The sequence below is a fragment of the Pseudomonas sp. FG47 genome, from assembly GCF_057809115.1.
Genome location: NZ_JBMDJI010000005.1, coordinates 37974 through 61798 on the forward strand (window position 1 = coordinate 37974; position 23825 = coordinate 61798).

The 23825-nt window shown below is 64.6% G+C and carries 25 protein-coding genes; 10 read left to right on the plus strand and 15 right to left on the minus strand.

What is annotated here, in order from left to right:
• Positions 1–123 precede the first annotated feature (123 nt).
• Positions 124–834, minus strand: a complete 711-nt coding sequence (gene mtgA / locus ACODS5_RS06585; protein WP_134691330.1) for a monofunctional biosynthetic peptidoglycan transglycosylase — start codon at positions 832–834, stop codon at positions 124–126.
• Positions 835–898: 64 nt separating this feature from the next.
• Between mtgA and ACODS5_RS06590 the strand changes: the two genes are divergently transcribed.
• The 5 genes from ACODS5_RS06590 (at position 899) to ACODS5_RS06610 (ending at position 4717) form a co-directional block, all read left to right on the plus strand.
• Entirely contained in the window at positions 899–1270 is a 372-nt protein-coding gene (locus ACODS5_RS06590) for a DUF423 domain-containing protein (protein ID WP_046853826.1), read from the plus strand.
• 103 nt (positions 1271–1373) lie between these two features.
• The gene (thiS, locus tag ACODS5_RS06595; protein ID WP_038707614.1) at positions 1374–1574 is read left to right on the plus strand and encodes a sulfur carrier protein ThiS; all 201 of its coding nucleotides are present in this window, start codon (positions 1374–1376) and stop codon (positions 1572–1574) included.
• A 53-nt stretch (positions 1575–1627) separates the two neighbouring features.
• Entirely contained in the window at positions 1628–2440 is an 813-nt protein-coding gene (locus ACODS5_RS06600) for a thiazole synthase (RefSeq protein ID WP_046853827.1), read from the plus strand.
• 9 nt (positions 2441–2449) lie between these two features.
• A complete protein-coding gene (gene trmB, locus ACODS5_RS06605; protein WP_134691331.1) occupies positions 2450–3172 on the plus strand; it encodes a tRNA (guanosine(46)-N7)-methyltransferase TrmB in 723 nt (240 codons plus the stop codon).
• A 141-nt stretch (positions 3173–3313) separates the two neighbouring features.
• Positions 3314–4717 (plus strand): S1 family peptidase, encoded by a 1404-nt coding sequence (locus tag ACODS5_RS06610; protein WP_489108258.1) that lies wholly within the window; start codon positions 3314–3316, stop codon positions 4715–4717.
• A gap of 29 nt (positions 4718–4746) precedes the next feature.
• Here ACODS5_RS06610 and ACODS5_RS06615 read toward each other — a convergent pair whose 3' ends face one another.
• From ACODS5_RS06615 to ACODS5_RS06655, 9 genes are all read right to left on the minus strand, one after another.
• Entirely contained in the window at positions 4747–5073 is a 327-nt protein-coding gene (locus tag ACODS5_RS06615) for a DUF3392 family protein (protein WP_134691333.1), read from the minus strand.
• A 9-nt stretch (positions 5074–5082) separates the two neighbouring features.
• Entirely contained in the window at positions 5083–6261 is a 1179-nt protein-coding gene (hemW, locus tag ACODS5_RS06620) for a radical SAM family heme chaperone HemW (RefSeq protein WP_489108259.1), read from the minus strand.
• The gene (rdgB, locus tag ACODS5_RS06625) at positions 6258–6854 is read right to left on the minus strand and encodes an RdgB/HAM1 family non-canonical purine NTP pyrophosphatase (RefSeq protein WP_134691335.1); all 597 of its coding nucleotides are present in this window, start codon (positions 6852–6854) and stop codon (positions 6258–6260) included. Before rdgB ends, hemW begins: the two co-directional genes overlap by 4 nt.
• Positions 6851–7285: a DUF4426 domain-containing protein gene (locus ACODS5_RS06630; RefSeq protein WP_489108260.1), complete on the minus strand. Its 435-nt coding sequence runs from the start codon at positions 7283–7285 to the stop codon at positions 6851–6853. The genes rdgB and ACODS5_RS06630 overlap by 4 nt, the downstream gene beginning before the upstream one ends.
• A gap of 25 nt (positions 7286–7310) precedes the next feature.
• On the minus strand, positions 7311–7931 hold the full coding sequence (gene metW / locus ACODS5_RS06635; RefSeq protein WP_134691337.1) for a methionine biosynthesis protein MetW: 621 nt from the start codon (positions 7929–7931) through the stop codon (positions 7311–7313).
• Positions 7932–7938: 7 nt separating this feature from the next.
• The gene (metX, locus tag ACODS5_RS06640; RefSeq protein WP_489108261.1) at positions 7939–9078 is read right to left on the minus strand and encodes a homoserine O-succinyltransferase MetX; all 1140 of its coding nucleotides are present in this window, start codon (positions 9076–9078) and stop codon (positions 7939–7941) included.
• Positions 9079–9177: 99 nt separating this feature from the next.
• Complete coding sequence (locus ACODS5_RS06645; protein WP_134691339.1) at positions 9178–9768, minus strand: YggT family protein; 591 nt, start codon at positions 9766–9768, stop codon at positions 9178–9180.
• 10 nt (positions 9769–9778) lie between these two features.
• Positions 9779–10597, minus strand: a complete 819-nt coding sequence (gene proC / locus ACODS5_RS06650; RefSeq protein WP_134691340.1) for a pyrroline-5-carboxylate reductase — start codon at positions 10595–10597, stop codon at positions 9779–9781.
• A 38-nt stretch (positions 10598–10635) separates the two neighbouring features.
• Positions 10636–11322 (minus strand): YggS family pyridoxal phosphate-dependent enzyme, encoded by a 687-nt coding sequence (locus tag ACODS5_RS06655; protein ID WP_489108262.1) that lies wholly within the window; start codon positions 11320–11322, stop codon positions 10636–10638.
• Positions 11323–11387: 65 nt separating this feature from the next.
• On the opposite strand from ACODS5_RS06655, the gene ACODS5_RS06660 reads away from it, so the two are divergent.
• Positions 11388–12377, plus strand: coding sequence for a type IV pilus twitching motility protein PilT (locus tag ACODS5_RS06660; protein WP_134691342.1), 990 nt, complete (start codon positions 11388–11390; stop codon positions 12375–12377).
• A gap of 79 nt (positions 12378–12456) precedes the next feature.
• Here ACODS5_RS06660 and ACODS5_RS06665 read toward each other — a convergent pair whose 3' ends face one another.
• Positions 12457–13101, minus strand: a complete 645-nt coding sequence (locus ACODS5_RS06665) for a C40 family peptidase (RefSeq protein WP_134691343.1) — start codon at positions 13099–13101, stop codon at positions 12457–12459.
• Between the two features lie 157 nt (positions 13102–13258).
• On the opposite strand from ACODS5_RS06665, the gene ACODS5_RS06670 reads away from it, so the two are divergent.
• Positions 13259–13684, plus strand: a complete 426-nt coding sequence (locus ACODS5_RS06670; RefSeq protein WP_134691344.1) for an NINE protein — start codon at positions 13259–13261, stop codon at positions 13682–13684.
• Positions 13685–13771: 87 nt separating this feature from the next.
• On the opposite strand, the gene ACODS5_RS06675 is transcribed toward ACODS5_RS06670, so the two are convergent.
• The 3 genes from ACODS5_RS06675 to ACODS5_RS06685 all read right to left on the minus strand — a co-directional run bounded on the left by ACODS5_RS06675 (position 13772) and on the right by ACODS5_RS06685 (position 18617).
• On the minus strand, positions 13772–14473 hold the full coding sequence (locus ACODS5_RS06675; RefSeq protein WP_134691345.1) for an SPOR domain-containing protein: 702 nt from the start codon (positions 14471–14473) through the stop codon (positions 13772–13774).
• 1 nt (position 14474) lies between these two features.
• The gene (gene argS, locus ACODS5_RS06680; RefSeq protein WP_134691346.1) at positions 14475–16211 is read right to left on the minus strand and encodes an arginine--tRNA ligase; all 1737 of its coding nucleotides are present in this window, start codon (positions 16209–16211) and stop codon (positions 14475–14477) included.
• 186 nt (positions 16212–16397) lie between these two features.
• Entirely contained in the window at positions 16398–18617 is a 2220-nt protein-coding gene (locus ACODS5_RS06685) for a primosomal protein N' (RefSeq protein WP_489108263.1), read from the minus strand.
• Positions 18618–18786: 169 nt separating this feature from the next.
• On the opposite strand from ACODS5_RS06685, the gene rpmE reads away from it, so the two are divergent.
• The 3 genes from rpmE (at position 18787) to ACODS5_RS06700 (ending at position 21264) form a co-directional block, all read left to right on the plus strand.
• A complete protein-coding gene (rpmE, locus tag ACODS5_RS06690) occupies positions 18787–19002 on the plus strand; it encodes a 50S ribosomal protein L31 (protein ID WP_134691348.1) in 216 nt (71 codons plus the stop codon).
• Between the two features lie 2 nt (positions 19003–19004).
• A complete protein-coding gene (locus tag ACODS5_RS06695) occupies positions 19005–19820 on the plus strand; it encodes a thermonuclease family protein (RefSeq protein ID WP_489108264.1) in 816 nt (271 codons plus the stop codon).
• A gap of 175 nt (positions 19821–19995) precedes the next feature.
• Complete coding sequence (locus tag ACODS5_RS06700) at positions 19996–21264, plus strand: malic enzyme-like NAD(P)-binding protein (RefSeq protein ID WP_134691350.1); 1269 nt, start codon at positions 19996–19998, stop codon at positions 21262–21264.
• A gap of 103 nt (positions 21265–21367) precedes the next feature.
• Here the strand turns inward: ACODS5_RS06700 and ACODS5_RS06705 are convergent, their stop codons facing one another.
• Positions 21368–23818 (minus strand): penicillin-binding protein 1A, encoded by a 2451-nt coding sequence (locus ACODS5_RS06705; protein ID WP_372239500.1) that lies wholly within the window; start codon positions 23816–23818, stop codon positions 21368–21370.
• Between the last annotated feature and the right edge of the window lie 7 nt (positions 23819–23825).

Below are 23825 nucleotides of genomic sequence, written 5' to 3' on the forward strand. Positions count from 1 at the left end.
GGTCGAAAAGGCCGCTTGCCTCCTGGGCAAGCGGCCTTTTCATTTGTCTTTCAGGTATCGCCTAACCCTTGTAGGAGCCGGCGTGCTGGCGAACACCGGCGTAGCCGGTGCCATCCATCGCGGTCAACGCCGGTGTGCAGGATCGAGCTGCATCAGGTAGCTCGGCCCGCCCAGTTGGCTCATTTGCCGGCGGATCCAGCCGGCGCGGCTGGCCACATAGGCACTGGGGCGGCTGGCACTCCACTTGATCGGGCTTGGCAGCACCGCGGCCAGCTGCGCGGCCTGTTGTCGTGTCAGGCGGCTGGCATCCACGCCGAAGTGATAGCGCGCCGCAGCCTGGGCGCCGAACACGCCTTTGCCCCATTCGGCGCTGTTCAGGTACACCTCGAGTATCCGCTCCTTCGACCAGAACAGCTCGATCAGCGCGGTGAACCAGGCCTCCAGGCCCTTGCGCAGCCAACTGCGCCCGGACCACAGGAACAGGTTCTTGGCCACCTGCTGGGTCAGGGTGCTGGCGCCACGCACCTTGCCGCCACGCTCGTTGTAGGCCAGCGCCGCCTGGATCGCGGGGATATCGAAGCCCCAGTGGCTGGCGAACTTCTGGTCTTCGCCGGCGATGACCGCCACCTTGAGCTCGTCGGAGATATCCGACCACGGCGTCCAGTCACGTTGCAGGTCGATCGGCTCGCCGCTGGCCCATGACTGCACCTTGCGTTCGACCATCAGCGCGGTGCCGGGCGGCGGCACCCAGCGCAACACCAGGACCACGGCGATGCTGCCAGCAGCGAACCAGAGCAGGGCGCGGGAAAGGCGGCGAAGAAGGGATGACAGCATGGTGATGGCTTGGCCGGACCGTTGGAACGGGCCATTATACAGACCCCTCCAGTGGAGTCGTCCCATGCTTCGCAGCTTCCTGATGCTCGCCGCGTTCTTCGGCTTTACCGGCGTCGCCCTCGGCGCTTTCGCCGCTCATGGCTTGAAAAGCCGCCTCAGCGCCGACTACCTGGCGATCTTCCATACCGGTGTCACCTATCAACTGGTGCATGCCCTGGCGATCCTTGGCGTGGCGGTGCTGTCGGCGCACTTGCCCGGGCGCCTGGTCGGCTGGGCCGGTGGCTTGTTCGCCGTGGGTATCCTGCTGTTTTCCGGTAGCCTCTACGCCCTCACGCTCAGCGGCCTGGGCAAGCTCGGCATGATCACCCCGCTGGGTGGCCTGTGCTTCCTTGCTGGCTGGCTTTGCCTGGGGCTGGCCGCCTGGCGGCTGGGCTGACCGGTCGGTCCACAATCGCGACTAATGGCGTGTGTCGCCCTTGGGTTGCAGGGCGGATCGGGGCTAGAATGCGGGCCCCCAAAGAACAATGGTGGCCGTGCGCATGCGCATTCAATTGAACGGTGAACCTTACGAACTGCCCGCAGGCGAGAGCGTCGCGGCGCTGCTGGGCCGGCTGGAGCTGGCCGGCCGCCGGGTGGCGGTGGAACTGAACCTGGACATCGTGCCGCGCAGCCAGCATGAGAGCACGCAGCTCAAGGACGGCGACCAGGTCGAGGTGGTCCACGCCATCGGTGGCGGCTAACCGCCCCTGAAACCTCGCCAGCAAAGTCCCGCAATCTTTCCTGAGGAACAACGATGAGCAACGTTCGCAGCGACAAGCCCTTCATCCTGGCCGGGCGCACTTTCCAGTCGCGCCTGCTGGTAGGCACCGGCAAGTACCGTGACATGGAAGAAACCCGCCTGGCCACCGAGGCCTCGGGTGCCGAGATCGTCACCGTCGCCGTGCGCCGTACCAACCTGGGCCAGAACGCGGGCGAGCCGAACCTGCTCGACGTGCTGTCGCCAGACAAGTACACCATCCTGCCGAACACCGCCGGTTGCTTCGATGCGACGGAAGCGGTGCGCACCTGCCGCCTGGCCCGTGAGCTGCTCGATGGCCGCAAGTCCCATGAGTCCAGGACGCTGGTGAAGCTGGAAGTGCTGGCCGACCAGAAAACCCTGTTCCCCAACGTCATCGAAACCCTCAAGGCCGCCGAAGTGCTGGTCAAGGAAGGTTTCGACGTGATGGTCTACACCAGCGATGACCCGATCATCGCCCGTCAGCTGGCCGAAGCCGGCTGCATCGCCGTCATGCCGCTGGCCGGCCTGATCGGTACCGGCCTTGGCATCTGCAACCCGTACAACCTGCAGATCATCCTGGAGGAATCCAAGGTGCCGGTGCTAGTCGATGCCGGCGTGGGTACCGCCTCCGACGCCACCATCGCCATGGAAATGGGTTGCGAAGCGGTGCTGATGAACTCGGCCATCGCCCATGCCCAACAGCCCGTACTGATGGCCGAAGCCATGAAACACGCCATCGTTGCCGGTCGCATGGCCTACCTGGCCGGTCGCATGCCGAAAAAACTCTATGCCAGCGCCTCTTCGCCGCTGGATGGTCTGATCAAGTAAGAGCTCCTGATGACTGAATCGCAAGAAACGCCGATCTCCGAAGACGGCGAAACCCGCCCGCACCGCCGTATCAAGAGCTTCGTGATGCGCGCCGGGCGCATGACCGAAGGCCAGCAGCGTGGTCTGGACCAGGGTGGCCCGCAGTTCATCCTGCCGCTGACCGACAGCCCGGTGGACTACGACCAGGTGTTCGGCCGTTCGGCGCCGCGCACCCTGGAGATCGGCTTCGGCATGGGCCACTCGCTGCTGGAAATGGCCGCCGCTTCGCCCGAGCTGGACTTCATTGGTGTCGAAGTGCACCGCCCGGGTGTCGGCGCGCTGCTCAATGGCGTGCTGACACAGGGGCTGAAGAACCTGCGGGTGTACGACTGCGATGCCATCGAAGTGCTCAACCGCTGCGTGGCGGACAACAGCCTTGACCGTCTGATGCTGTTCTTCCCCGATCCGTGGCACAAGGCGCGTCACCACAAGCGCCGGATCGTTCAGCTGGAGTTCGCCGAGCTGGTGCGCCGCAAACTCAAGCCCAGTGGCGTGTTCCACATGGCGACCGACTGGGAGCCCTATGCCGAGTACATGCTGGAAGTGATGAGCGCAGCGCCCGGCTATCGCAACCAGGCGGCTGATGGTACCTACGTGCCACGCCCGGAAGAGCGGCCGATCACCAAGTTCGAGCGTCGCGGCGAGAGGCTAGGGCATGGGGTGTGGGACCTGAAGTTCGAGAAGGTGGCCTGAGCTTCCCGCGCGCCTCTTTCTTACACTGGCTGCCGACACCTGGTCGCGGCTGTATAGCACATGTTATGTCTTCGCCGTCTAGCGGCTGTGTGAGCCTTCTGGTCCCGGGCATTGAAGCCCGACTCGGCCAGGAGGTTCACCATGTGCGTCGCGCGTTATTTCTCTTCTCCCCTTCGTTCGCTACTGACCGCTGCCATGCTGGGTATGACACCCGGTGTCAGTGTCGCGTCGGAGCCCCTTGACCACGGGCTCGATACCTCTGCTATGGGGCTGTATCAACGCACGGTAGGGAGTGACGGGGCGTTCGGTCTGCGTCAAGTTACCCAGGGCACGGCATTTTTGTTCGACAGTGGCAGCGACGCCGCACCGGCTCTGTTGGTGACTAGCGGGCATGCGCTGCATGACGACGGCGATTTTGTCGGCGCGCAGTTGGCCGGGGTTGGCCAGATTAGTTTCGGTAGCGTGCCAGGTCGTTACTTTCAGGTCGCGCACGTGCGTTACCTGTCCCGCCGGGGTCTGGACTTCGCCATCCTCGAATTGCCCCAGACTCAGGGTGAGCTCAAGGCCTTGGGGCTTACGCCAATGACCCTGGCGGGGCGCAAGGCGCTCGATGGCGAGGTGGTTATCGCGACGACGCGCCTGAGCGGCAGTCAGAATGGCGTCGCCAGTTGGCCAGTGCAGGACCTGCCCTGGATCAACATGCAAACCGGCGAGGGGGTCTTGTACCGACACCTGCTGCGAGTGGAAGGCGCAAGCCTGCGTGATGGCGATTCCGGGAGCCCGGTAGTGGATGCCAGTCATGCCGTGGTCGCAGTCTTGCACACCGATCTTGAGGGGGCCGCGCATGCCGCTGACCTGAGTTTTCTCCCGGCTTGCTTGATCCAGGGGCGGTTCAATGCCCAAGCCCCAGGTTGCGGCTTGGGAAACACCTTCAATGCCATAGTGGAAAAGGACGAGGACAACCGCTTGATCTACAAGCAGTCCGATCACAGGCCGATTGTCATCGATCCGTCCGTGTACGCGACGACGTCCTTTTACCAGGCCAAGCTTGCGCAATGGCCGGAACAGTGCGAGGGCTCAGAAGGGTATGGCCCTGTGCGCGCATCGGGGGAGGCGCTGAACCTGTCGGTGGCCGGTTTTATCCTGGCGCCCGCCAATCCAACCGTACTGGCGCTGTGTGTATGGGGGCGCGCGACGGATGGGCCAGAGCCTGCCAACCGCAATGCCTTGGCCGTGCCGGTGCTGGTGCACCCGCCCGGGCCTGCGGCGCAACCGGAACTGAAGGTCAGCGCGCCTTACCTGGACTTTTATGGGCGCAGGGCCTATCGAGTGAGTGTTCCCTCAAGGCACATTTTGTTCCAGCGGGTGGAGTTCAAGCTAGGGCCTTGGCGGCGCACCGATTGTGCGAACCCCCTTCACTACGGCGATTTACCTGGCACGGGGACCGGGAAGATCATCATTCGACAAGATAGCCGGCTGTGTGCCGTGGGGATTGATCATGCAGGGCAGCGTTCGGTAGCGGTAGAGGCCAGGTTGCAACCTTGAATATCGATGACCGCAGGTTGCGCCCAAGCTCAACCGCGGCGGTCTGCCACCACGCCGATCAGCACTAGCACCACCAGCAACACCGGCGCCAAGGCATAGTTGTTGAACTGGGCCAGCCCTTTCACCACCCAAGGCGTCGCGTAGATCAGCGCCGCGCCACTGCCGATCATCACCAGCAGGGCCATGAACGGCACGCGCAGGGCGCCCGCCAGGCCGCCCAGGCGGCCTTCCACCCAGCTCTTGATGTCGGTGCCGAACAGCACCAGCAGGCAGCCCACCAGGGCCAGCGAGATCTCCGACAGGTTGCTGCGGCTCCAGCGGGAAACGGTCGAGAGCAGGTCCAGTACCAGGTCCATGGGTCATCCTTAATTCAAGAAGTACTGCAGCAGGTCGTTGAGGAACAGCTGGCCGCGCGGTGTGGCCGCCAGCCGATCCGGTTCGACCTGCAAAAGGCCTTTTTGTTCGGCATCGCGGCGGGCCTGGGCAAGCTGGGTCAGTGGCAAGCCAGTGCGTTGGCTGAACAGCTCGGCTTGCACGCCATCGGTGAGGCGCAGCGCGTTCATCAGGAACTCGAAGGGCAGCTCAGCGGCCGGGAGCAACTTTTCACCGGCTTTGAACGGCTTGGCCGGGTTGAGATAGTCCTTGGGCAGGCGGGTCTTCCAGGTACGCAGGATGCGGCCGTCGGGGAACGACAGTTTGCCATGGGCGCCGGCGCCAATACCGATGAAGTCGCCAAAGCGCCAGTAGTTGAGGTTGTGCCGTGCGGCCCGGTCGGCCTGGGCATAGGCCGAGACTTCGTATTGCTGGTAGCCATGTGCAGCCATCAACGCCTGCCCGGCCTCCTGGATGTCCCAGAGGATATCGTCCTCGGGCAGCTCCGGTGGCTGGTTCCAGAACACGGTGTTGGGCTCCACCGTCAGTTGGTACCACGACAGGTGCGTTGGCGCCAGTTCGATGGCCTGGCGCAGGTCGCCAAGGGCGTCGTCGAGCGACTGGTCTGGCAAGCCGTGCATCAGGTCCATGTTGAAGTTGTCGAAGCCCGCGGCGCGGGCCATGTCGGCTGCGCGCACCGCTTCGGCGCCATTGTGGATGCGCCCGAGTCTCTCGAGCTTGTCGGGCTGGAAACTCTGCACGCCGATGGACAGCCGGTTGATGCCGGTCTGGCTGTAGGCCTTGAACTTCTCCTGCTCGAAGGTGCCCGGGTTGGCCTCCAGGGTGATCTCGATGTCCGGGGCGAACGGGATACGCTGTTCGACACCGCGCAGCAGGCGCCCCAATGCATCGGCGCTGAACAGGCTGGGGGTGCCGCCGCCGAAGAAAATCGTGCTGATAGGGCGGCCCTGAACGGCAGGCAGCTCCTGGTCGAGGTCGGCCAGCAGGGCATCGATGTATTCGGCTTCCGGCAGCGCCGGGCCGGCCTGGTGCGAGTTGAAGTCGCAGTACGGGCATTTGCGCACGCACCAGGGAATATGGATATAGAGCGACAGCGGCGGGAGTTCGGGAAGGATCAGGCCCGCCGGCTGTACCAACAGCTTTTCGCTCATGCCAGGCCCAGACGCTGACGCAGCAGGGCCATGGCGCGGGCGCGGTGGCTGAGTTGGTTCTTGTCGGCAGGGGCCAGGTCGGCGCTGGAGCATTTGCGCTCCGGCACCCAGAACAGCGGGTCGTAGCCGAAGCCGTGTTCGCCGCTGGCCTCGAACAGGATACTGCCGTGCCACAGGCCTTCGCAGAGGATCGGCAGCGGGTCGTCGGCATGCCGTACCAGGGCCAGCACGCAGACGAACTGCGCGCCGCGCTGGTCTTCAGGCACATCCTTGAGCGCATCGAGCAGCTTGGCGTTGTTCGCCGCGTCGCCCTTGCCGTCGGCGTAGCGCGCCGAGTAGATGCCCGGCGCGCCGCCGAGGAAGTCCACCGCCAGGCCCGAGTCGTCGGCCAGGGCCGGCAGGCCGGAGATGCGCGCGGCGTTGCGGGCCTTGAGTATGGCGTTCTCGACGAACGACAGGCCGGTCTCCTCCGGCTCTACCTGGCTGAATTCGCCGATCGAACGCAGCTGCACGGACTCGCCGAGCATGGCTTGCAGTTCCTTGAGTTTGCCGGCGTTGTGGCTGGCCAATACGAGTTGCTGGAAATTCATCATTCGCCTGGGAACACTTCCTGGTTGAAGCTGAGTGTGTGGCTGACGCCGCCGGATTCGATGTTGAGGTCGAAGGTGACGGTCTCGGCCTGGTCGATCTTGAACTGGGCGATATAGTAAACCGCGCCCTGGTCGGTGATCTGCTTGAACGACAGTGGGTTGCTGCGCCCGGTCAGGTCCTTCACGGTGCCGCTGATCACCGCCATGGCCGGCTTGCCGGCCTTGAGCACGGCGATGTTGAGCACGCCCTGGTTCTTGCTGCGGGTCAGGCCCGTGGCTGCGGCGATCTCCGGTTGCAGCATGCTCGAGGTGAAGGCGCTGTAGTGCACCGTCACGTCGCCGAAGTCCTGCTTGCGCTCGGGCCTGGCGGCATCGGCAGCCAGTACCGGCAAGGCCAGGCACAGGCTGATCAGAAACAGTGCTAGTCGACGCATGATCGCATTCCTCCGTTGACAAGAGTCAGACCGCGAGCTGGTGCTCCTGCAGGCCCGGGCTGCTGACCCGATAGATACCAATTTCACCTAGAAGATTAGGCCAAAGCCGGCCGCCCAACCCATTACGGTGCAGGCGGTCGACGGCCAGGCGGTCGAGCACCTTGGCACTGCGTTCGTGGCACAGGTTCTCGAAGTCTTCGAAGGTGCAGAAGTGGATGTTCGGGGTGTTGTACCAGGTATACGGCATGAAGTCCGATACCGGCATGCGACCCTTGGTCGCCAGGTACCAGCGGCAGCGCCAGTGGCCGAAGTTGGGGAAGGTGATGATGCACTGGCGGCCCACCCGCAGCATCTCGTCGAGGATCCGGTCGGGGTATTCCACGGCCTGCAAGGCCTGGGTCATGACCACCACGTCGAAACTGTTGCTGGCGAAGTTGCCCAGGCCCTTGTCGAGGTCCTGTTCGATCACGTTGACGCCCTTGGCCACGCACGCGGCGATGTTGTCGGCGTCGATTTCCAGGCCATAGCCGGTGACGTTCTTGCGCTCGCGCAGCGAGGCCAGCAGTTCGCCGTTGCCGCAACCGAGGTCGAGTACCCGGCTGCCGGCGGGGATCCAGTCTTGGATGATTTCCAGGTCGGCTCTCATGGGGTCCTCAGACGGCGATGCGGTTCATGTAGTTGGCGAAACCCTGCATATAGCGGGGCGTCGGGATGAGGAAGGCGTCGTGGCCGTAAGGCGAGTCGATGTCCAGGTAGCAGACGTTCTTGCGCGCGGCCATCAGGGCGTCGACGATCTCCCGCGAACGGGCCGGCGAGAAGCGCCAGTCGGTGGTGAACGACATGATGCAGTAGTCCGCCGTCACATGTGCCAGGGTCGCCGCCAGGTCGCCGCCGTGGGCGGCGGCCGGGTCGTAGTAGTCCAGTGCCTTGGTCATCAGCAGGTAGGTGTTGGCATCGAAGCGCCCGGAGAACTCCTCGCCTTGGTAGCGCAGGTAGCTCTCGACCTGGAATTCGACGCTGTGGAAGTCGTAGTTGAGCTTGTCGCTCTTGAGCTCGCGGCCGAATTTCTCGCCCATCGAGTCGTCCGACAGGTAGGTGATATGGCCGACCATGCGTGCCAGCATCAGGCCGCGTTTGGGGATCACACCCTGGTCCTGGAACGAACCACCGTGGAATTCAGGGTCGGTGAGGATCGCCTGGCGCGCCACTTCGTTGAAGGCGATGTTCTGTGCCGACAGCTTGGGCGCCGAGGCGATGTCCACGCAGTGGCGCACCCGGTCGGGGTAGGTGATGGTCCATTGCAGCGCCTGCATGCCGCCCAGGCTGCCGCCGACGATGGCCGCCCAGGTCTGGACGCCTAAGCGATCGGCCAGGCGTGCCTGGCTGTGCACCCAGTCTTCCACGGTCAGTACCGGAAAGTCGGCGCCGTAGGGCTTGCCAGTGGCTGGGTTGAGGCTGCTGGGGCCGGTGCTGCCGTTGCAGCCGCCGAGGTTGTTCAGGCTGACCACGAAGAATCGGTTGGTATCGATTGGCTTGCCGGGGCCGATGCAGCTGTCCCACCAGCCCGGCTTGCGGTCGGTGGCGGCATGGTAGCCAGCGGCATGGTGGTGGCCGGACAACGCATGGCAGATCAGCACGGCATTGCTGGCGGCGGCGTTGAGGGTGCCATAGGTTTCGTAGATGAGCTCGTACGAGGCCAGGGAGCGGCCACAAGCCAGGGCCAGCGGTTCATCGAACCGGGCAATTTGCGGTGTTACCAGACCGACGGAATCTTCGGGAAGGACAGTGGACATCGACCCTGCTCACGCTTGACGGAGGCGTAAGTCTAAAGAGCGCTACCCCCAGCGGCAAGCAAAGGCTTGCCGCTGGAAGTGTCGATGTAGCGGGGCGGATCAGATCATCCGCCACAGCTCCTGCGGCATGCCGGCGTAGGCGGCCAGTTGCGGCATGAGGAACGACTGGATCACCTGGATGGCGATGAAGGCGAAGATCGGCGAAATGTCCATGCCGCCGAGGTTCGGCACCAGGCGGCGGAACGGCGCCAGCACCGGCTCGCTGATCTGGTAGGCCAGCTCGGCGGCCGGGTTGTGGCTGTTCGGCGCGACCCACGAGACGATGACCATGACGATCATCGCCACCCAGAATATTTTCAGGAACAGCGAGGTGATGCCCAGGATCGACCACATCAGTAGGTGCAGGATGTCGCCGAAAGTGCCGTAGGTGACCATCAGCACGAAGGCCATCAATAGCGCCTGGATGATGATCGACAGCAGCAGCGACGAGGTGTCCAGGCCGGCGATGCTGGGGATCACCCGGCGCAGCGGCTTGAGCAGCGGCTGGGTGGCGCGCACGGCGAACTGGCTGAGTGGGTTGTAGAAGTCGGCCTTGACCAGCTGCAGCACGAAGCGCAGCAGGACGATCACCAGGTACAGGCTGACCAGGGTTTGCACCACGAAGATCGCGGCGCCGGACAGTGCATTCATCAAAGGCTCCTTATTTGCCCAGTTGTTCGGCCAGTTCGGCGGAGCGGGTCGCCGCGGCTTGCAGTGCCTGCTCGACGATCGCCTCGAAACCGCTGGCCTGGAACGACTTGATCGCCGCTTCCGTGGTGCCGGCCGGCGAGGTCACGCGACGGCGCAGTTCGGCGGCGTCGACGTCGCTGGACACCGCCATGCGCGCGGCGCCCAGGGCGGTTTGCAGGGTAAGTTGCGAGGCGGTTTCGCGCGGCAGGCCGAGTTTCTCGCCGGCGGCGGTCATGGCTTCGATCAGCAGGAAGAAGTACGCCGGACCGCTGCCGGAAACGGCGGTGACGGCGTCCAGTTGCTGTTCCTGTTGCAGCCACAGGGCGGTGCCCACCGCGGACAACAATTGCTCGGCTTGCTGACGTTGTTCGGCGGACACTTGCTCGGTTGCATACAGGCCGCTGACGCCCTGGCGCAGCAGCGCCGGGGTGTTGGGCATGCAGCGCACCACCGGGACCGCGCCCAGCCAGGCCTGCAGGCTGGCGCAGGTGATGCCGGCGGCGATCGAGACGACCAGTTGGCCGGGTTGCAGGTTGGGTTTGAGCGTTTCGCAGACCGCCTTCATTACCTGCGGCTTGACCGCGAGGACGATCACGTCCACGCCATCGATGGCCTGGGCGTTGCTTTCGAAGGCTTCGATGCCATGTTCGGCCTGGATCCGCGCGCGGGTCTCGGCACCCGGGTCGCTGGCACGAATCTGCGCGGCGTCCAGGCCCTGGGCACGCAGGCCGCCGATCAGGCTGGCGGCCATGTTGCCGGCGCCGATAAAGGCAATACGAGTCTTGCTCATGTCAGGTCCTTGAGGGAAAGAGTGAGTTAAGCATGGATTCAGGCCTGGCCGTAGTCGCGGGCACCGAACAGGGCGGTGCCGATGCGGACCCAGGTCGCACCCTGGGCGATGGCGGCTTCCAGGTCGTGGCTCATGCCCATCGACAGGGTGTCCAGGCCAAGGTCCAGTTGCGCCTGAAGCTGGCGCAGCGTGGCGAAGGCGGCCTCTTGCTCGGCGCGGTCCTCGGTTGGCTCTGGAATCGCCATCAGCCCGCGCAGGCACAGGCCGGGCAGGGCCTTCACCGCCTGGGCCAGGGCCGGCAGTTCGGCGGGCGCGCAACCGGACTTGCTGCCCTCGCCACTTACATTCACTTGCAGGCAGATGTTCAGTGGCGCCAAGTCGGCAGGGCGCTGCTCGGAGAGGCGTTGGGCGATCTTCAGGCGGTCCACGGAATGTACCCAGTCGAAGTGCTCGGCGATGGCCTTGGTCTTGTTCGACTGAATGGGGCCAATGAAGTGCCAGATCAAGGGCAGGTCGGAAAGTGCCTGTTGTTTGGTCAGGGCTTCCTGAAGGTAATTCTCACCCACATCGCGCAGGCCGGCCGTGTAGGCCTCGCGGATAGCGCTGGCGGGCTTGGTCTTGCTCACCGCCAGCAGCTGGACGCTGGCTGGATCGCGCCCGGCGGCCCTGGCCGCGCTGTCGATGCGGCGGGCAATGGCGGAAATGTTGTCTGCTAGGGTGGACATGGTTCGTCGCCGACGGTTTTGGGGTCTGCGGCATTCTACCTGCTTGATCGCCGTTGGGGAGTCTCATGGATGTGACCGCGCTGCTGGGCCAGGCCGTTGCCGCCGGTGCCAGCGACCTGCACCTGGCCGTGGGCGAACAGCCATTGCTGCGTCTGGCTGGCGTGCTGCAGCGGTTGGACCTCGCGCCGTTGACAGCACAGGGGCTGGAACAAGGCATGGCCAAATTGCTGAATGATGGCCAGTGCCAGCAATGGCGAAGCGCAGATGAACTGGACCTGGCGTTGAGCCTGCCTGGCCTGGGCCGATTTCGGCTAAACCTGTTTCGTCAGCGCAATGGGCTGGGTGCCAGCGTGCGCTTGATACCGGCACAGGTGGCGGATATCGAGACGCTTGAACTGGCGGAGGTCTTTGAGCATGTCGTTCGATATCGGGAAGGCCTGGTGCTGGTGGGCGGGCCGACCGGCAGCGGCAAGTCCAGTACATTGGCGGCGCTGGTCGACCGCCTGAACCGCGACCATGCGCTGCACATCGTCACCCTCGAAGACCCGATCGAAGTTATCCACAGCAGTCAGCGCAGCCTGGTCAGCCAGCGCGAGGTCGGGCGTCATAGCCGAGACTTTGCCCAGGGCCTGCGCAGTGCGCTGCGCCAGGATCCGGATGTGATCATGATCGGTGAGCTGCGCGACCTCGAGAGCATTCGCCTGGCGCTGCGGGCGGCGGAAACCGGGCATTTGGTATTGGCCACCGTGCATACGCGCTCGGCGCTGAACAGCATCGACCGGTTGGTGGAGGTATTCGCGCCGGAGGAAAAGCCGCTGGTGCGCACGCTGCTTGCCGACTCGCTGCGCCTGGTGGTCGCGCAGGTGCTGGTCCAGCGTCGCGATGGCGGGCGGGTGGCGGCGCGCGAGGTGCTGGTGGCGACGCCTGCGGTGCGCAACCTGATCCGCGAGGGGCGGATGACGCAGGTCTACTCGTTGATGCAGGCTGGCGGGGCGATCGGGATGCGGACGATGGACGCGGCGATGCAGGTGCTGAAGGTGCGGGGTGTGCTGTAGGAGCCGGCTTGCCGGCGAGCACCCAGGCGCTGCGGCGCCTGCTCGGCCAGCAGGGCTGGCTCCTACAGGGTGCCGTGGCTTAGCGTTTGGCCAGGCGCAGTGCCTGTTGGTCTTTGGGTAGCACGCGCTTGGCCACTACGTAGTGTTTTTGCCAGTAGGGCTTGTCCAGGCTGTCGATACTCACCCGCTTGCCGGTGCGCGGCGCGTGGATGAAGCGGTCGTTGCCCAGGTAGATGGCCACATGGTTGACCCGGCGGCTCTTGATGTTGAAGAAGATCAGGTCGCCTGGCTTGAGGTCACCCTTGGCCACCTTCACGCCCTGGCCCCGAGCCATGGCGTTGGATGTGCGGGGCAGGTCGACATCGGCCACGTCGTTGAAGGCGTACTTGACCAGGCCACTGCAGTCGAAGCCCTTCTTCGGGCTACTGCCGCCCCAGCGATAGGGCGTGCCCAGTACGTTAACCGCGCGGCTGAGCACTTCGCTGCTTTGCTTGGGTGACATTGCCACGGCCTGCAGGCCCGCGGCCTGTTGCTTGGCGGCATTGCCAGGGCGGGCACGCAGGGTGGTGTTGCGGTATTGAACCGGGGCGCGTTTCACCGTGGCATCGGCATTGGCCGTGTAACCGGTGAAACCGCTGGGGAGTCGTTGCTCACGGTTGGTGGCGTGGGCGGCCAGGGGCAATAAAAGGCAGAGGGTCAGCCATGTCTTGAAAAAAGGTGGCATAGATGAAGCTCTTATAGGTGTTGGCGCGCAACTTTATAACAGCTTTTTGATCAAATTCTGATCCGTTGGTCGCTCAGCCACGTACCATATGTCGGGTCAACACGGAAAAGTCACATTTTCCGTTAGAAAATTTTCGGCTAACCCACGAGGGCTTCGAATGAATGGTTATCAACAGGGTGTGCCCGCGCACGACACCCACAGCAAGGTCCTCGGCTACCTGCTGTGGATCTTCGGCTTCACCGGCTCGCACCGTTTCTACTATGGCAAGCCGATAACCGGGACGATCTGGTTCTTCACCCTCGGTTTGCTGGGCATCGGCTGGTTGATCGACTTGTTCCTGATCCCATCGATGGATCGCGAGGCGGACACGCGCTTCGAGTCGGGCGGCGTGGATTACAACCTGGCGTGGATCCTGTTGACCTTCCTGGGCATTTTCGGCGTGCACCGGCTGTACCAGGGCAAATGGATCAGTGCGTTGATCTACCTGTTCACCGGCGGTTTGTTCCTGCTCGGTGTGCTGTATGACTTCTGGACACTCAACAGCCAGATTTCCCAGGTCAACGCCGAGCGGCGCCGGGTTTGATAGCGGCAAGCTGCGAGCCACAAGCTGCAAGAAGAGGTACAGGTCGATCCTGCTTTTTCTTGACGCTTGAGGCTCGTGGCCTGGCGCTTACTGGCGGCGCTGTTGCAACAGCAGGTTGCTGAAGCCTGCCCCGGCCAGTTGCTTTTGCGCCACGGTCAGCTGTTCGCGGTTGCTGAACGGGCCGACCATCACGCGGTACCAGGTCTCTTCCTTGACCGTCCCCGACTCAACCTTCACCGCCTGGCCGAGCAGGATGATCTGTGCACGGACCTTGTCGGCGTCCGCCTGCTTGCGGAACGAGCCGGCCTGCAGGAAGAACTGGGTGGTGGCCGCCGGCTTGATCACCGGTGGTGCCGGTGGCGGTGTCTGGCCCAGCAAAGCGGCCTGGGCGCGGGCGGTGTCGATCTTCGCCGCCTCTGCAGGGGTGACCGGAGTGCTCGGCACCGGTGGCTGCGCCGGTACCGGCGGGGTTTTCTCCGGCACGGCCTCGGGCGGCACGATCACCTCCGACTCCGGCAGCAGGGTGTAGAAGTCGTACTTCGGCTTCACCGGCTGCTGGGGTGTCGGTGTGGTGGTCTTGCTGGCCTCGGCGACTCGCTCCGGTTTCTGCTGCTCGGGCTTGGCGCGCTTGATATCGCCGCCGCCGGGTTCGAGCTTCATCAGGAATACGATAAAGGCGCCCACGGTCAGGCCGACCGCCAGCCACACCCAGCCGGGAATCGGCTGCTTGGCGGGTGGCTGGTGGCGGCTGGCGCCGCGCTTGGGCGCGGGTTTTTTCTTTGCAGCCAACTTACATGCGCTCCAGGGTTTCCAGGCCGAGCAGTTCCAGGCCCTGCTTGAGGGTGCGGCCGGTCAGGGCGGCCAGGCGCAGGCGGCTCTGCTGTTGTTCGGCGGTATCGGCGGAGAGGATCGGGCAGTTCTCATAGAAACTGGAGAACAGGCCGGCGAGGTCGTACAGGTAGCTGCACAGTACGTGTGGAGTACCTTTTTCGGCAACGTTGTTGAGGATTTCGCCGAACTGCGCCAGGCGCGCGGCCAGGTCCTGTTCGTGCGCGGCTTGCAGGACGATGGTGCCGTCGATCTCGCCAAAGCCTTTGCCCAGCTTGCGGAACACGCCGGCCACCCGGGTGTAGGCGTACAGCAGGTACGGTGCGGTGTTGCCTTCGAAGTTGAGCATCAGTTCGAAGTTGAAGCTGTAGTCGCTGGTGCGGTGCTTGGACAAGTCGGCGTACTTGACCGCGCCGATGCCGACCACCTCGCCGATGTGGCGCAGTTCGTCCTCGGCCAGCGAGGGGTTCTTTTCCTTGACCAGCGCGTAGGCACGGTCCTTGGCCTCGGTGAGCAGGTCGATCAGCTTGACGGTGCCGCCATCGCGGGTCTTGAACGGGCGGCCGTCGGCGCCGTTCATGGTGCCGAAGCCCATGTGCTCCATCTTCATCGGGTGGCCGACGAAGCCGGCGCGGCGGGCCACTTCGAACACCTGGTTGAAGTGCAGGGCCTGGCGCTGGTCGACGAAGTACAGGGCGCGATCAGCCTGCAGCTTGTTGCTGCGGTAGCGCACGGCGGCCAGGTCGGTGGTGGCGTACAGGTAGCCGCCGTCGGCCTTCTGCACGATCACCGGCAGTGGGTCGCCCTCGGCGTTCTTGAATTCGTCGAGGAACACGCACTGGGCGCCCTGGTCCTCGACCAGCAGGCCCTTGGCCTTGAGGTCGGCGACCACGTTGGCCAGGTCGGCATTGTAGGCGCTCTCGCCCATCACGTCGGCCATGGTCAGCTTGACGTTGAGCAGCTCGTAGGTTTTTTGGCAGTGCGACAGCGAGATGTCCTTGAAGCGCGTCCACAGCGCCAGGCACTCGGGGTCGCCGGCTTGCAGCTTGACCACCAGGCCACGGGCGCGGGTGGCGAACTCTTCGGACTCGTCGAAGCGTTTCTTCGCGGCGCGGTAGAAGTTCTCCAGATCTGACAGCTCGTCACTGGTGATCGGGTTTTCCTGGAGGTAGGCCATCAGCATGCCGAACTGGGTACCCCAGTCACCCACGTGGTTCTGGCGGATGACGTCGTCGCCGAGGAACTCCAGCACCCGCGCGACGCTGTCGCCGATGATGGTCGAGCGCAGGTGGCCGACGTGCATTTCCTTGGCCAGGTTCGGTGCCGACATGTCGATGACGACTTTCTCGGCCGGGCCAGCCTTGCGCGCACCCAGATGGGCATCGGCCAGGGCGGCGTCGAGGCGCTGGGCCAGGGCGGCGGTGTTCTGGAAGAAGTTCAGGAAGCCGGGGCCGGCGATCTCGACCTTGGTGATGTCAGGGCTTTTCGGCAGGGCGTTGATCAGCTTCTCGGCCAGGTCGCGCGGCTTCATGCCGGCCGGCTTGGCCAGCATCATGGCGATGTTGCTGGCGAAGTCGCCGTGGGTCTTGTCCCGGGCGTTTTCCACCTGGATCGCCGGCGTCAGCCCTTCAGGCAGCACACCGTCGGTGACGAGTTGGGTGAGGGCTTGCTGGATCAGCTGGCGAATGGTGTCTTTCATGAGGGTCTCTTTTCGACCGCAAGCGCGGTGGAGCGCTTCGATGCGCAGGTGGAAAAACTGGGCATTATCCGTTGCCCGGCGCGGGTTGCCAACCTTTGAGCGGATAGCGCCAAGCTTCAAGCTGTAAGCCGCAAGCTGCAAGCGTCAGTGCAGGGCTGCTTTTTCTTGAAGCTTGCAGCTTGTCGCTTAGTACAGATCGACCGGATCGACATCCAGCGACCAGCGCACTTGGCGCCCCGATGGCATCTGCTCCAACACTAGCAACCAGGCGCTGATCAGTCGATGCAGGGGCGCCCGGGCATTGGCCTGGAGCAATAGTTGCGCGCGGAACCGGCCCGCCCGTCGCTCCATTGGCGCAGGCACCGGGCCCAGCAGCTCGATGCCGTGCAGGCCTTGCTCGCGCAGCAGGCGCTCGGCGGCGCTGCAAGCCTCGTCGAGGAAACCCTCGGCCTGGCCCGGCTTGTGCGCATCGGCGCGTAGCAGGGCCAGGTGGGCGAACGGTGGCAGGCCGGCGGCGCGGCGCTCGCTCAGGGCCTGCTCGGCGAAGGCGAAGTAGCCCTGCTCGGTGAGTTGCACCAGCAGTGGGTGGTCGGCCAGGTGGGTCTGCACTATCACCTTGCCGGGCTCCTCGGCGCGGCCGGCGCGGCCGGCCACCTGGACGATCAGCTGGGCCATGCGCTCGCTGGCACGGAAGTCGCCGGAGAACAGCCCACCGTCGGCATCGAGGATGGCCACCAGGGTCACCCGCGGGAAATGGTGCCCCTTGGCTAGCATCTGGGTGCCGACCAGGATGCTCGGCTGGCCGCGCTGGATGGTGCTGAACAGCTGGTGCATGGCGTCCTTGCGCGAGGTGCTGTCGCGGTCCACGCGCAGGACCGGATACTCGGGGAACAGCACCTTCAGGCGCTCTTCGGCGCGCTCGGTACCGGCACCCACCGGGCGTAGGTCGACATGGGCGCACTGGGGGCACTGCAGCGGCAGGCGCTCGTCATAGCCGCAATGGTGGCAGCGCAGCACGCCCGAGCGTTGGTGCACGGTCATGCGCGCGTCGCAGCGCGGGCATTCCGACAGCCAGCCGCAGTCGTGGCACAGCAGGGTCGGGGCGAAACCGCGGCGGTTGAGGAACACCAGCACCTGCTGGCCGGCCTCCAGGGTCTGGCGGATGGCCTGTTGCAACGGGCCGCTGATGCCGCTGTCCAGCGGCAGGCTGCGCACATCCAGGCGCAGGAAGCGTGGTGGCTTGGCGCCGCCGGCGCGTTGGTTCATGCGCAGCAGGCCGTAGCGGCCGCTGTGGGCGTTGTGCAGGCTCTCCAGCGACGGCGTGGCCGAGCCCAGCAGGATAGGCACGTTCTCCTGGTGCGCGCGCACCACCGCCAGGTCGCGGGCGTGGTAGCGCAGGCCTTCCTGCTGTTTATAGGAGCCATCGTGCTCCTCGTCGATGATGATCAGCCCGGGGTTCTTCATCGGCGTGAACAGTGCCGAGCGGGTGCCGATGATGATATCGGCCTCGCCGTCGCGGGCCGCCAGCCAGGCGTCCAAGCGCTCGCGGTCGTTCACCGCCGAGTGCAGCAGGGCGATACGGGCGTTGAAACGCTGTTCGAAGCGTTGCAGGGTCTGCGGGCCGAGGTTGATCTCGGGGATCAGGATCAATGCCTGCTTGCCGGCCTCGAGGGTCTCGCGGATCAGTTGCAGGTAGACCTCGGTCTTGCCGCTGCCGGTGACTCCGGCCAGCAAATAGGCGTGGAAGGCGCCGAAGCCCGCGCGTACGGCCTCGAAGGCAGCACGTTGTTCTTCGTTGAGCGGCAGCTCTGGCTGGGCCAGCCAGTGTTCGTGGCGCGCGGCCGGCAAATGGCGGCGTACTTCGACCTGCACCAGTTCCTTGGCCAGCAGCAGGTCGAGGCTGTCCTTGTTCAGGCCGAGCTTGCCCAGCAGCGCGTGAGCGACACCGTGGGGGTGCTGTGACAGGGTCTTGAGCGCTTCGCGCTGGCGCGGCGCACGGGCGATGCGAGGGTCCTCCAGGCGCGCGCCGGGGGCAACGTGCCAGAAACGCTCCTGGCGGGCCTCGGCCGGCTCGCCTTGGCGCAGCAGCGTCGGCAGGGCCCAGCTGAGGGTATCGCCGAGGCTGTGCTGGTAATACTGGGCAGTCCACAGGCACAGCTTGAACAACGCTGGCGGCAGCGGCGAGGTTGGGTCGAGCAGAGCGCTGGCGGGCTTGAGCTTGTCGGCCGGCACTTCGCTTTTGTCGGCGACCTCCACCAGTACGCCGATCATCTCGCGTCGGCCGAACGGCACACGGATGCGCATGCCGGGGGCCAGCGCCTGGCGCGCCATGCTCGCGGTGGCCCGGTAGTCGAACAGGCGACGCAGGGGCGAGGGCAGGGCAAGGCGCAGGATGACGTCGGACACGCGGAAGGTCTCTGGAGGGCGTTTCACAAATCAGGCGAGCCTAGCAGACGACAGCCGGTGCAAGCGACAACTTGCGCTGGCACCGTGCTCTGGTATTATTCGCCGCCTAATTACGTGCGGTATTCAACAATAGGTGTTGGGTGGCGGCACGCAGCTCGAGGAAGTGACCATGAAAGCAGATATTCATCCGAACTACGAAGCGGTTGCAGTCACCTGCAGCTGCGGCAACAAATTCGAAACCCGTTCGACCCTGGGTAGCACCCTGGCGATCGACGTTTGCAACCTGTGCCACCCGTTCTACACCGGTAAGCAGAAAGTCCTGGACACCGGTGGTCGCGTACAGAAGTTCGCCGATCGCTTCGGTATGTTCGGTACCAAGAAGTAATCATGCGCATGGCGAATCTCTCGAGGTTCGCGCTGTTGCAAAAGAAGGCGCCCCTTGTGGGCGCCTTTTTTGTGGGCGCGATCTGGCATTTTCCAGCCCAGGCGTTCTGCCCGTTGCCCAAGCAGGCGCAGCAGGTGGAGGTGCGCACAGTGGTCGATGGCGACACCCTGCGCTTGGTCGATGGCCGCAGTGTGCGGCTGATCGGTATCAATGCGCCGGAAATCGGCCGCAAGGGGCGTACCAGCGAACCCTATGCCGAGGCGGCCAAGCGGCGCCTGCAGGCCTTGGTCAAGGCTAGCGACGGACGGATCGGGCTGGTGCCGGGGGCTGAGTCCAGGGACAAGTACGGGCGCACCCTGGCGCACATCTATGGCCGTACTGGCGACAATTTCGAAGCACAACTGCTCAGCGAAGGCTTGGGCTATCGGGTTGCCATTGCTCCCAACGTCAGCCTGTCGGGCTGCCAGCAGCAAGCCGAGCACACGGCGCGCAGGTCGGCTGTCGGGCTATGGCGGCAGTCGCCGGTGCTGCGCGCCGGGGACATCCGCCAGTCCGGCTTTGCCGTCATCAGCGGTAAAATCACAAATATCGAGCGCAATCGTGGTGGTACCTGGCTGGAGCTCGACGACCACGTGGTATTGCAGGTCCCCGCTCGTCTGCAACGCAGCTTCCCTGCCAGCTTCTTCGCTAACCTCAAGGGACGCCAGGTCGAGGCGCGCGGTTGGGTGCTGGATCGTTCCCGCAAAGGCGGGCTCAAGCCCGGGCAGCGACGCTGGCTGTTGCCATTGACCGATCCGAGCATGGTGGAGCCTAAATAGTTGTAGACAGTTTGCTATTGGATTGTACACACTGGGCCCGGTAAGCCCCGTGGGTTATAGCGTAAAGTCGTAGGCCAGAGGCCTTGACACCGAGTGACCGGGCAGTCTTGTCGCCCCCCGGCTCTTTGCGTATCCTCGGCGGTCCGTCAGAACAGTAAACAGCGGAATGCCCATCATGTCAGACCTGAAAACCGCCGCTCTCGAATACCACGCTCAGCCTCGTCCGGGGAAACTGAGCGTCGAGCTCTCCAAGCCCACCGCCACTGCCCGCGACCTCGCCCTGGCCTACAGCCCAGGCGTCGCCGAACCCGTGCGTGAGATCGGTCGTGATCCAGAGCTGGCCTACAAGTACACCGGCAAGGGCAACCTGGTCGCGGTGATTTCCGATGGCACCGCCATCCTCGGTCTGGGTGACCTCGGCCCGCTGGCCTCCAAGCCAGTGATGGAAGGCAAGGGTGTTCTGTTCAAGCGTTTCGCCGGTATCGACGTGTTCGACATCGAAGTCGAGTCCGAGAGCCCGCAGGCTTTCATCGACACCGTACGCCGCATCTCCATCACCTTCGGTGGCATCAACCTCGAGGACATCAAGGCGCCAGAGTGCTTCGAGATCGAACGCACCCTGATCGAGCAGTGCGACATCCCGGTGTTCCACGATGACCAGCATGGCACTGCCATCGTCACCGCGGCCGGTATGATCAACGCCCTGGAAATCGCCGGCAAGAAGCTCGAAGACGCCAAGATTGTCTGCCTGGGTGCCGGTGCCGCCGCCATCTCCTGCATGAAGCTGCTGGTGAGCATGGGTGCCAAGGTCGAGAACATCTTCATGATCGACCGCAGCGGCGTGATCCACGCTGGCCGTGACGACCTGAACCAGTACAAGGCCCAGTTCGCCCACGCCACCGACAAGCGCACCCTGGCCGACGCCCTCGACGGCGCCGATGTGTTCGTCGGCCTGTCCGGCCCGAACCTGCTGAGCGCCGAAGGCCTGAAGTCGATGGCGGCCAACCCGATCGTGTTCGCCTGCTCGAACCCTGATCCGGAAATCAAGCCAGAGCTGGCCCACGCCACTCGCAGCGACGTGATCATGGCCACCGGTCGTTCCGACTACCCGAACCAGGTCAACAACGTACTGGGCTTCCCGTTCATTTTCCGTGGTGCCCTGGACGTTCGCGCCAAGCGCATCAACGAAGAAATGAAGATCGCCGCCGCCATCGCCCTGAAGGACCTGGCCAAGCAGCCGGTGCCGCAGGAAGTGTGCGAGGCCTACGGTGTGCAGGCCCTGGAATTCGGCCGTGAATACATCATTCCGAAGCCTCTGGACGCACGTCTGATCACCGTGGTTTCCGATGCCGTGGCCAAGGCCGCCATCGAATCCGGCGTGGCTACCCTGCCGTATCCGAAGCACTATCCGCTGAAAAGCGTGGATGACGTGTTCAACGGCTGATCCAGCCGTAGCGACATGAAAAAGCCCCGGCTCGTGAGAGTCGGGGCTTTTTGTTTGCCGATGTCCGGCTGACGCGGTCCCTTGTAGGAGCGGCCTGTCAGGTTTAGAACAGATCCATCGGCGCTGCTTCATCCGCTGGCAGCGGGCTGCCTGGTGCCGCGCCATTGCCCAGTTCGTCCACCGAAGGCGGCGAATCTTCGGCCTTGAACAGCTCGAAGTAGGCATTCGGCGTGCTCGGTGTGGCGGCGCGGCCGCTCACTGGATCAACGCGCAGGCTGAGAATTCCCTCGGGCTCGGCGGGCGCATGCTCGGGCATGCCCTTGAGGGCGGCGCCCATGAAACTCATCCAGATCGGCAGGGCCACGGTGCCGCCGTACTCGCGGCGGCCCAGGGTTTCCGGCTGGTCGAAACCGACCCATACGGTGGTGACGTAGTCGGCGTTGTAACCGGAGAACCAGGCGTCCTTGGACTCGTTGGTGGTACCGGTCTTGCCCGCCAGGTCGGTACGGCCCAGGGCCAGCGCCCGGCGGCCGGTGCCACGCTTGATCACGTCCTGCAGCATGCTGGTGAGGATGTACGCGGTGCGCCCGTCGATGATCTGCTCGGCCACTGCTGGCGCCTGCGGCGCAGCCGCGACCTGGCCGTAGGCCGATGGCGCCTCGCCGGGTACCGGTGCGACGTTGATCGGCTGCTCGGGAGCGGCGAGACCGGCCTGGTCCTGGCTGCCCTGGGGCACGCGAGCCGGGTTGGCGGTGAACAGCGTCTCGCCGTTGCGGCTGTCGATACGCTCGATCAGGTAGGGGCTGATCTTGTAGCCGCCGTTGGCGAAGGCGCTCCAGCCGGTGGCGATCTCCATCGGGGTCAGCGTCGCGGTGCCCAGTGCCAGCGACAGGTTGCGCGGCAGGTCCTGCTTGTTGAAGCCGAACTTGGCGATGTAGTCGATGGTGCGGTCCACGCCCATGGCTTGTAGCAGGCGGATCGACACCAGGTTACGCGACTTGTACAGCGCCTCGCGCATGCGGATTGGGCCGAGGAAGGTGTTGGTGTCGTTCTTCGGGCGCCAGACCTTGTCCAGGTATTCGTCGACGAACACGATCGGCGCGTCGTTGACCAGGCTGGCGGCGGTGTAGCCGTTGTCCAGGGCAGCGCTATAGACGAAAGGCTTGAAGCTCGATCCCGGCTGGCGCTTGGCCTGCATGGCACGGTTGTAGTTGCTCTGCTCGAACGAGAAACCGCCGACCAGGGCGCGGATGGCGCCATCGCGGGGGTCGAGGGTGACCAGTGCGCTCTGCGCGCCCGGCACCTGGCTGAACTTCAGCGTGCCGTCTTCCAGGCGCTGCAGGCGCACCAGGTCGCCGACCTGGGCGACATCGGCCGGTGCTTGCGGCGCGCGGCCCTGGGCGTTGCTGTTGAGGTATGGCCGGGCCCACTTCATGGTGTCCCAGGCCACGGTCTCTTCCAGGCCGCCACGGGTCATCACCTTCAGGCCAGTCTTCTCGACCTGGGTGACGATCGCCGGCTCCAGGCCGCCGAGGGTGCGTTGCTTGCCCAGGTCCTGCAGCCAGGCGGCGCGGGTCTTGCCAGGGAAACGTGCTTCCGGGCCGCGGTAGCCGTGGCGCTCGTCGTATACGCTGAGGCCGTTGAGCACGGCGTTGTTGGCCATCTGCTGGGTGGCGCTGGGCACCGTGGTGGTGACGCGGAAACCTTCGGTATAGGCGTCGCTACCGTAGCGGCCGACCATCTCGGCGCGGGCCATCTCGGCCACATAGGGGGCGCTCACTTCCGGGGTCGGCACGTGGTAGCTGGCGTTCAGCGGCTCGGCCAGGGCGGCCTGGTAACTGGTCTGGTCGATCTTGCCGAGCTTGTACATGCGCCCGAGGATCCAGTCGCGGCGCTCCTTGGCGCGCACCGGGTTGGCCAGCGGGTTGAAGCGCGACGGCGCCTTCGGCAGGCCGGCGATCATGGCCATCTGCGCCAGGCTGACATCGCGGATCGACTTGCCGTAGTACACCTGCGCCGCGGCATCGATGCCATAGGCGCGGTTGCCCAGGTAGATCTTGTTGACGTACAGCTCGAGGATCTCGTCCTTGGTCAGCTCGCGCTCGATCTGCAGGGCCAGGAGAATCTCGTTGGTCTTGCGCGAGAAGCTGCGTTCGCTGGTCAGGAAGAAGTTCTTCGCCACCTGCATGGTGATGGTGCTGCCGCCGGTCTGGATGTGCCCGGACTTGAGCAGCTGCGACGCGGCGCGCATCAGGCTGCTGGGATCGACGCCGTAGTGGTTGAGGAAATTGTCGTCCTCGGCCGACAGAAGCGCCTGGATGAACTGTGGGGGAATTTCCTGGAACTTGATGGGCGAGCGGCGCATTTCGCCGAACTCGGCAATCAGCTTGCCGTCGCTGCTGTAGACCCTCAGGGGGATTTGCAACTGGACGCTTCTGAGCGCGTCGACCGAGGGCAGGCTAGGGCTAAGATACAGAAACGCACCGCTCACACCGAGTACGAGCGCGCAGATGACTGCGACGAAAGACCACCAGAAGAACTTCAGCAGGCGTATCAAGGCT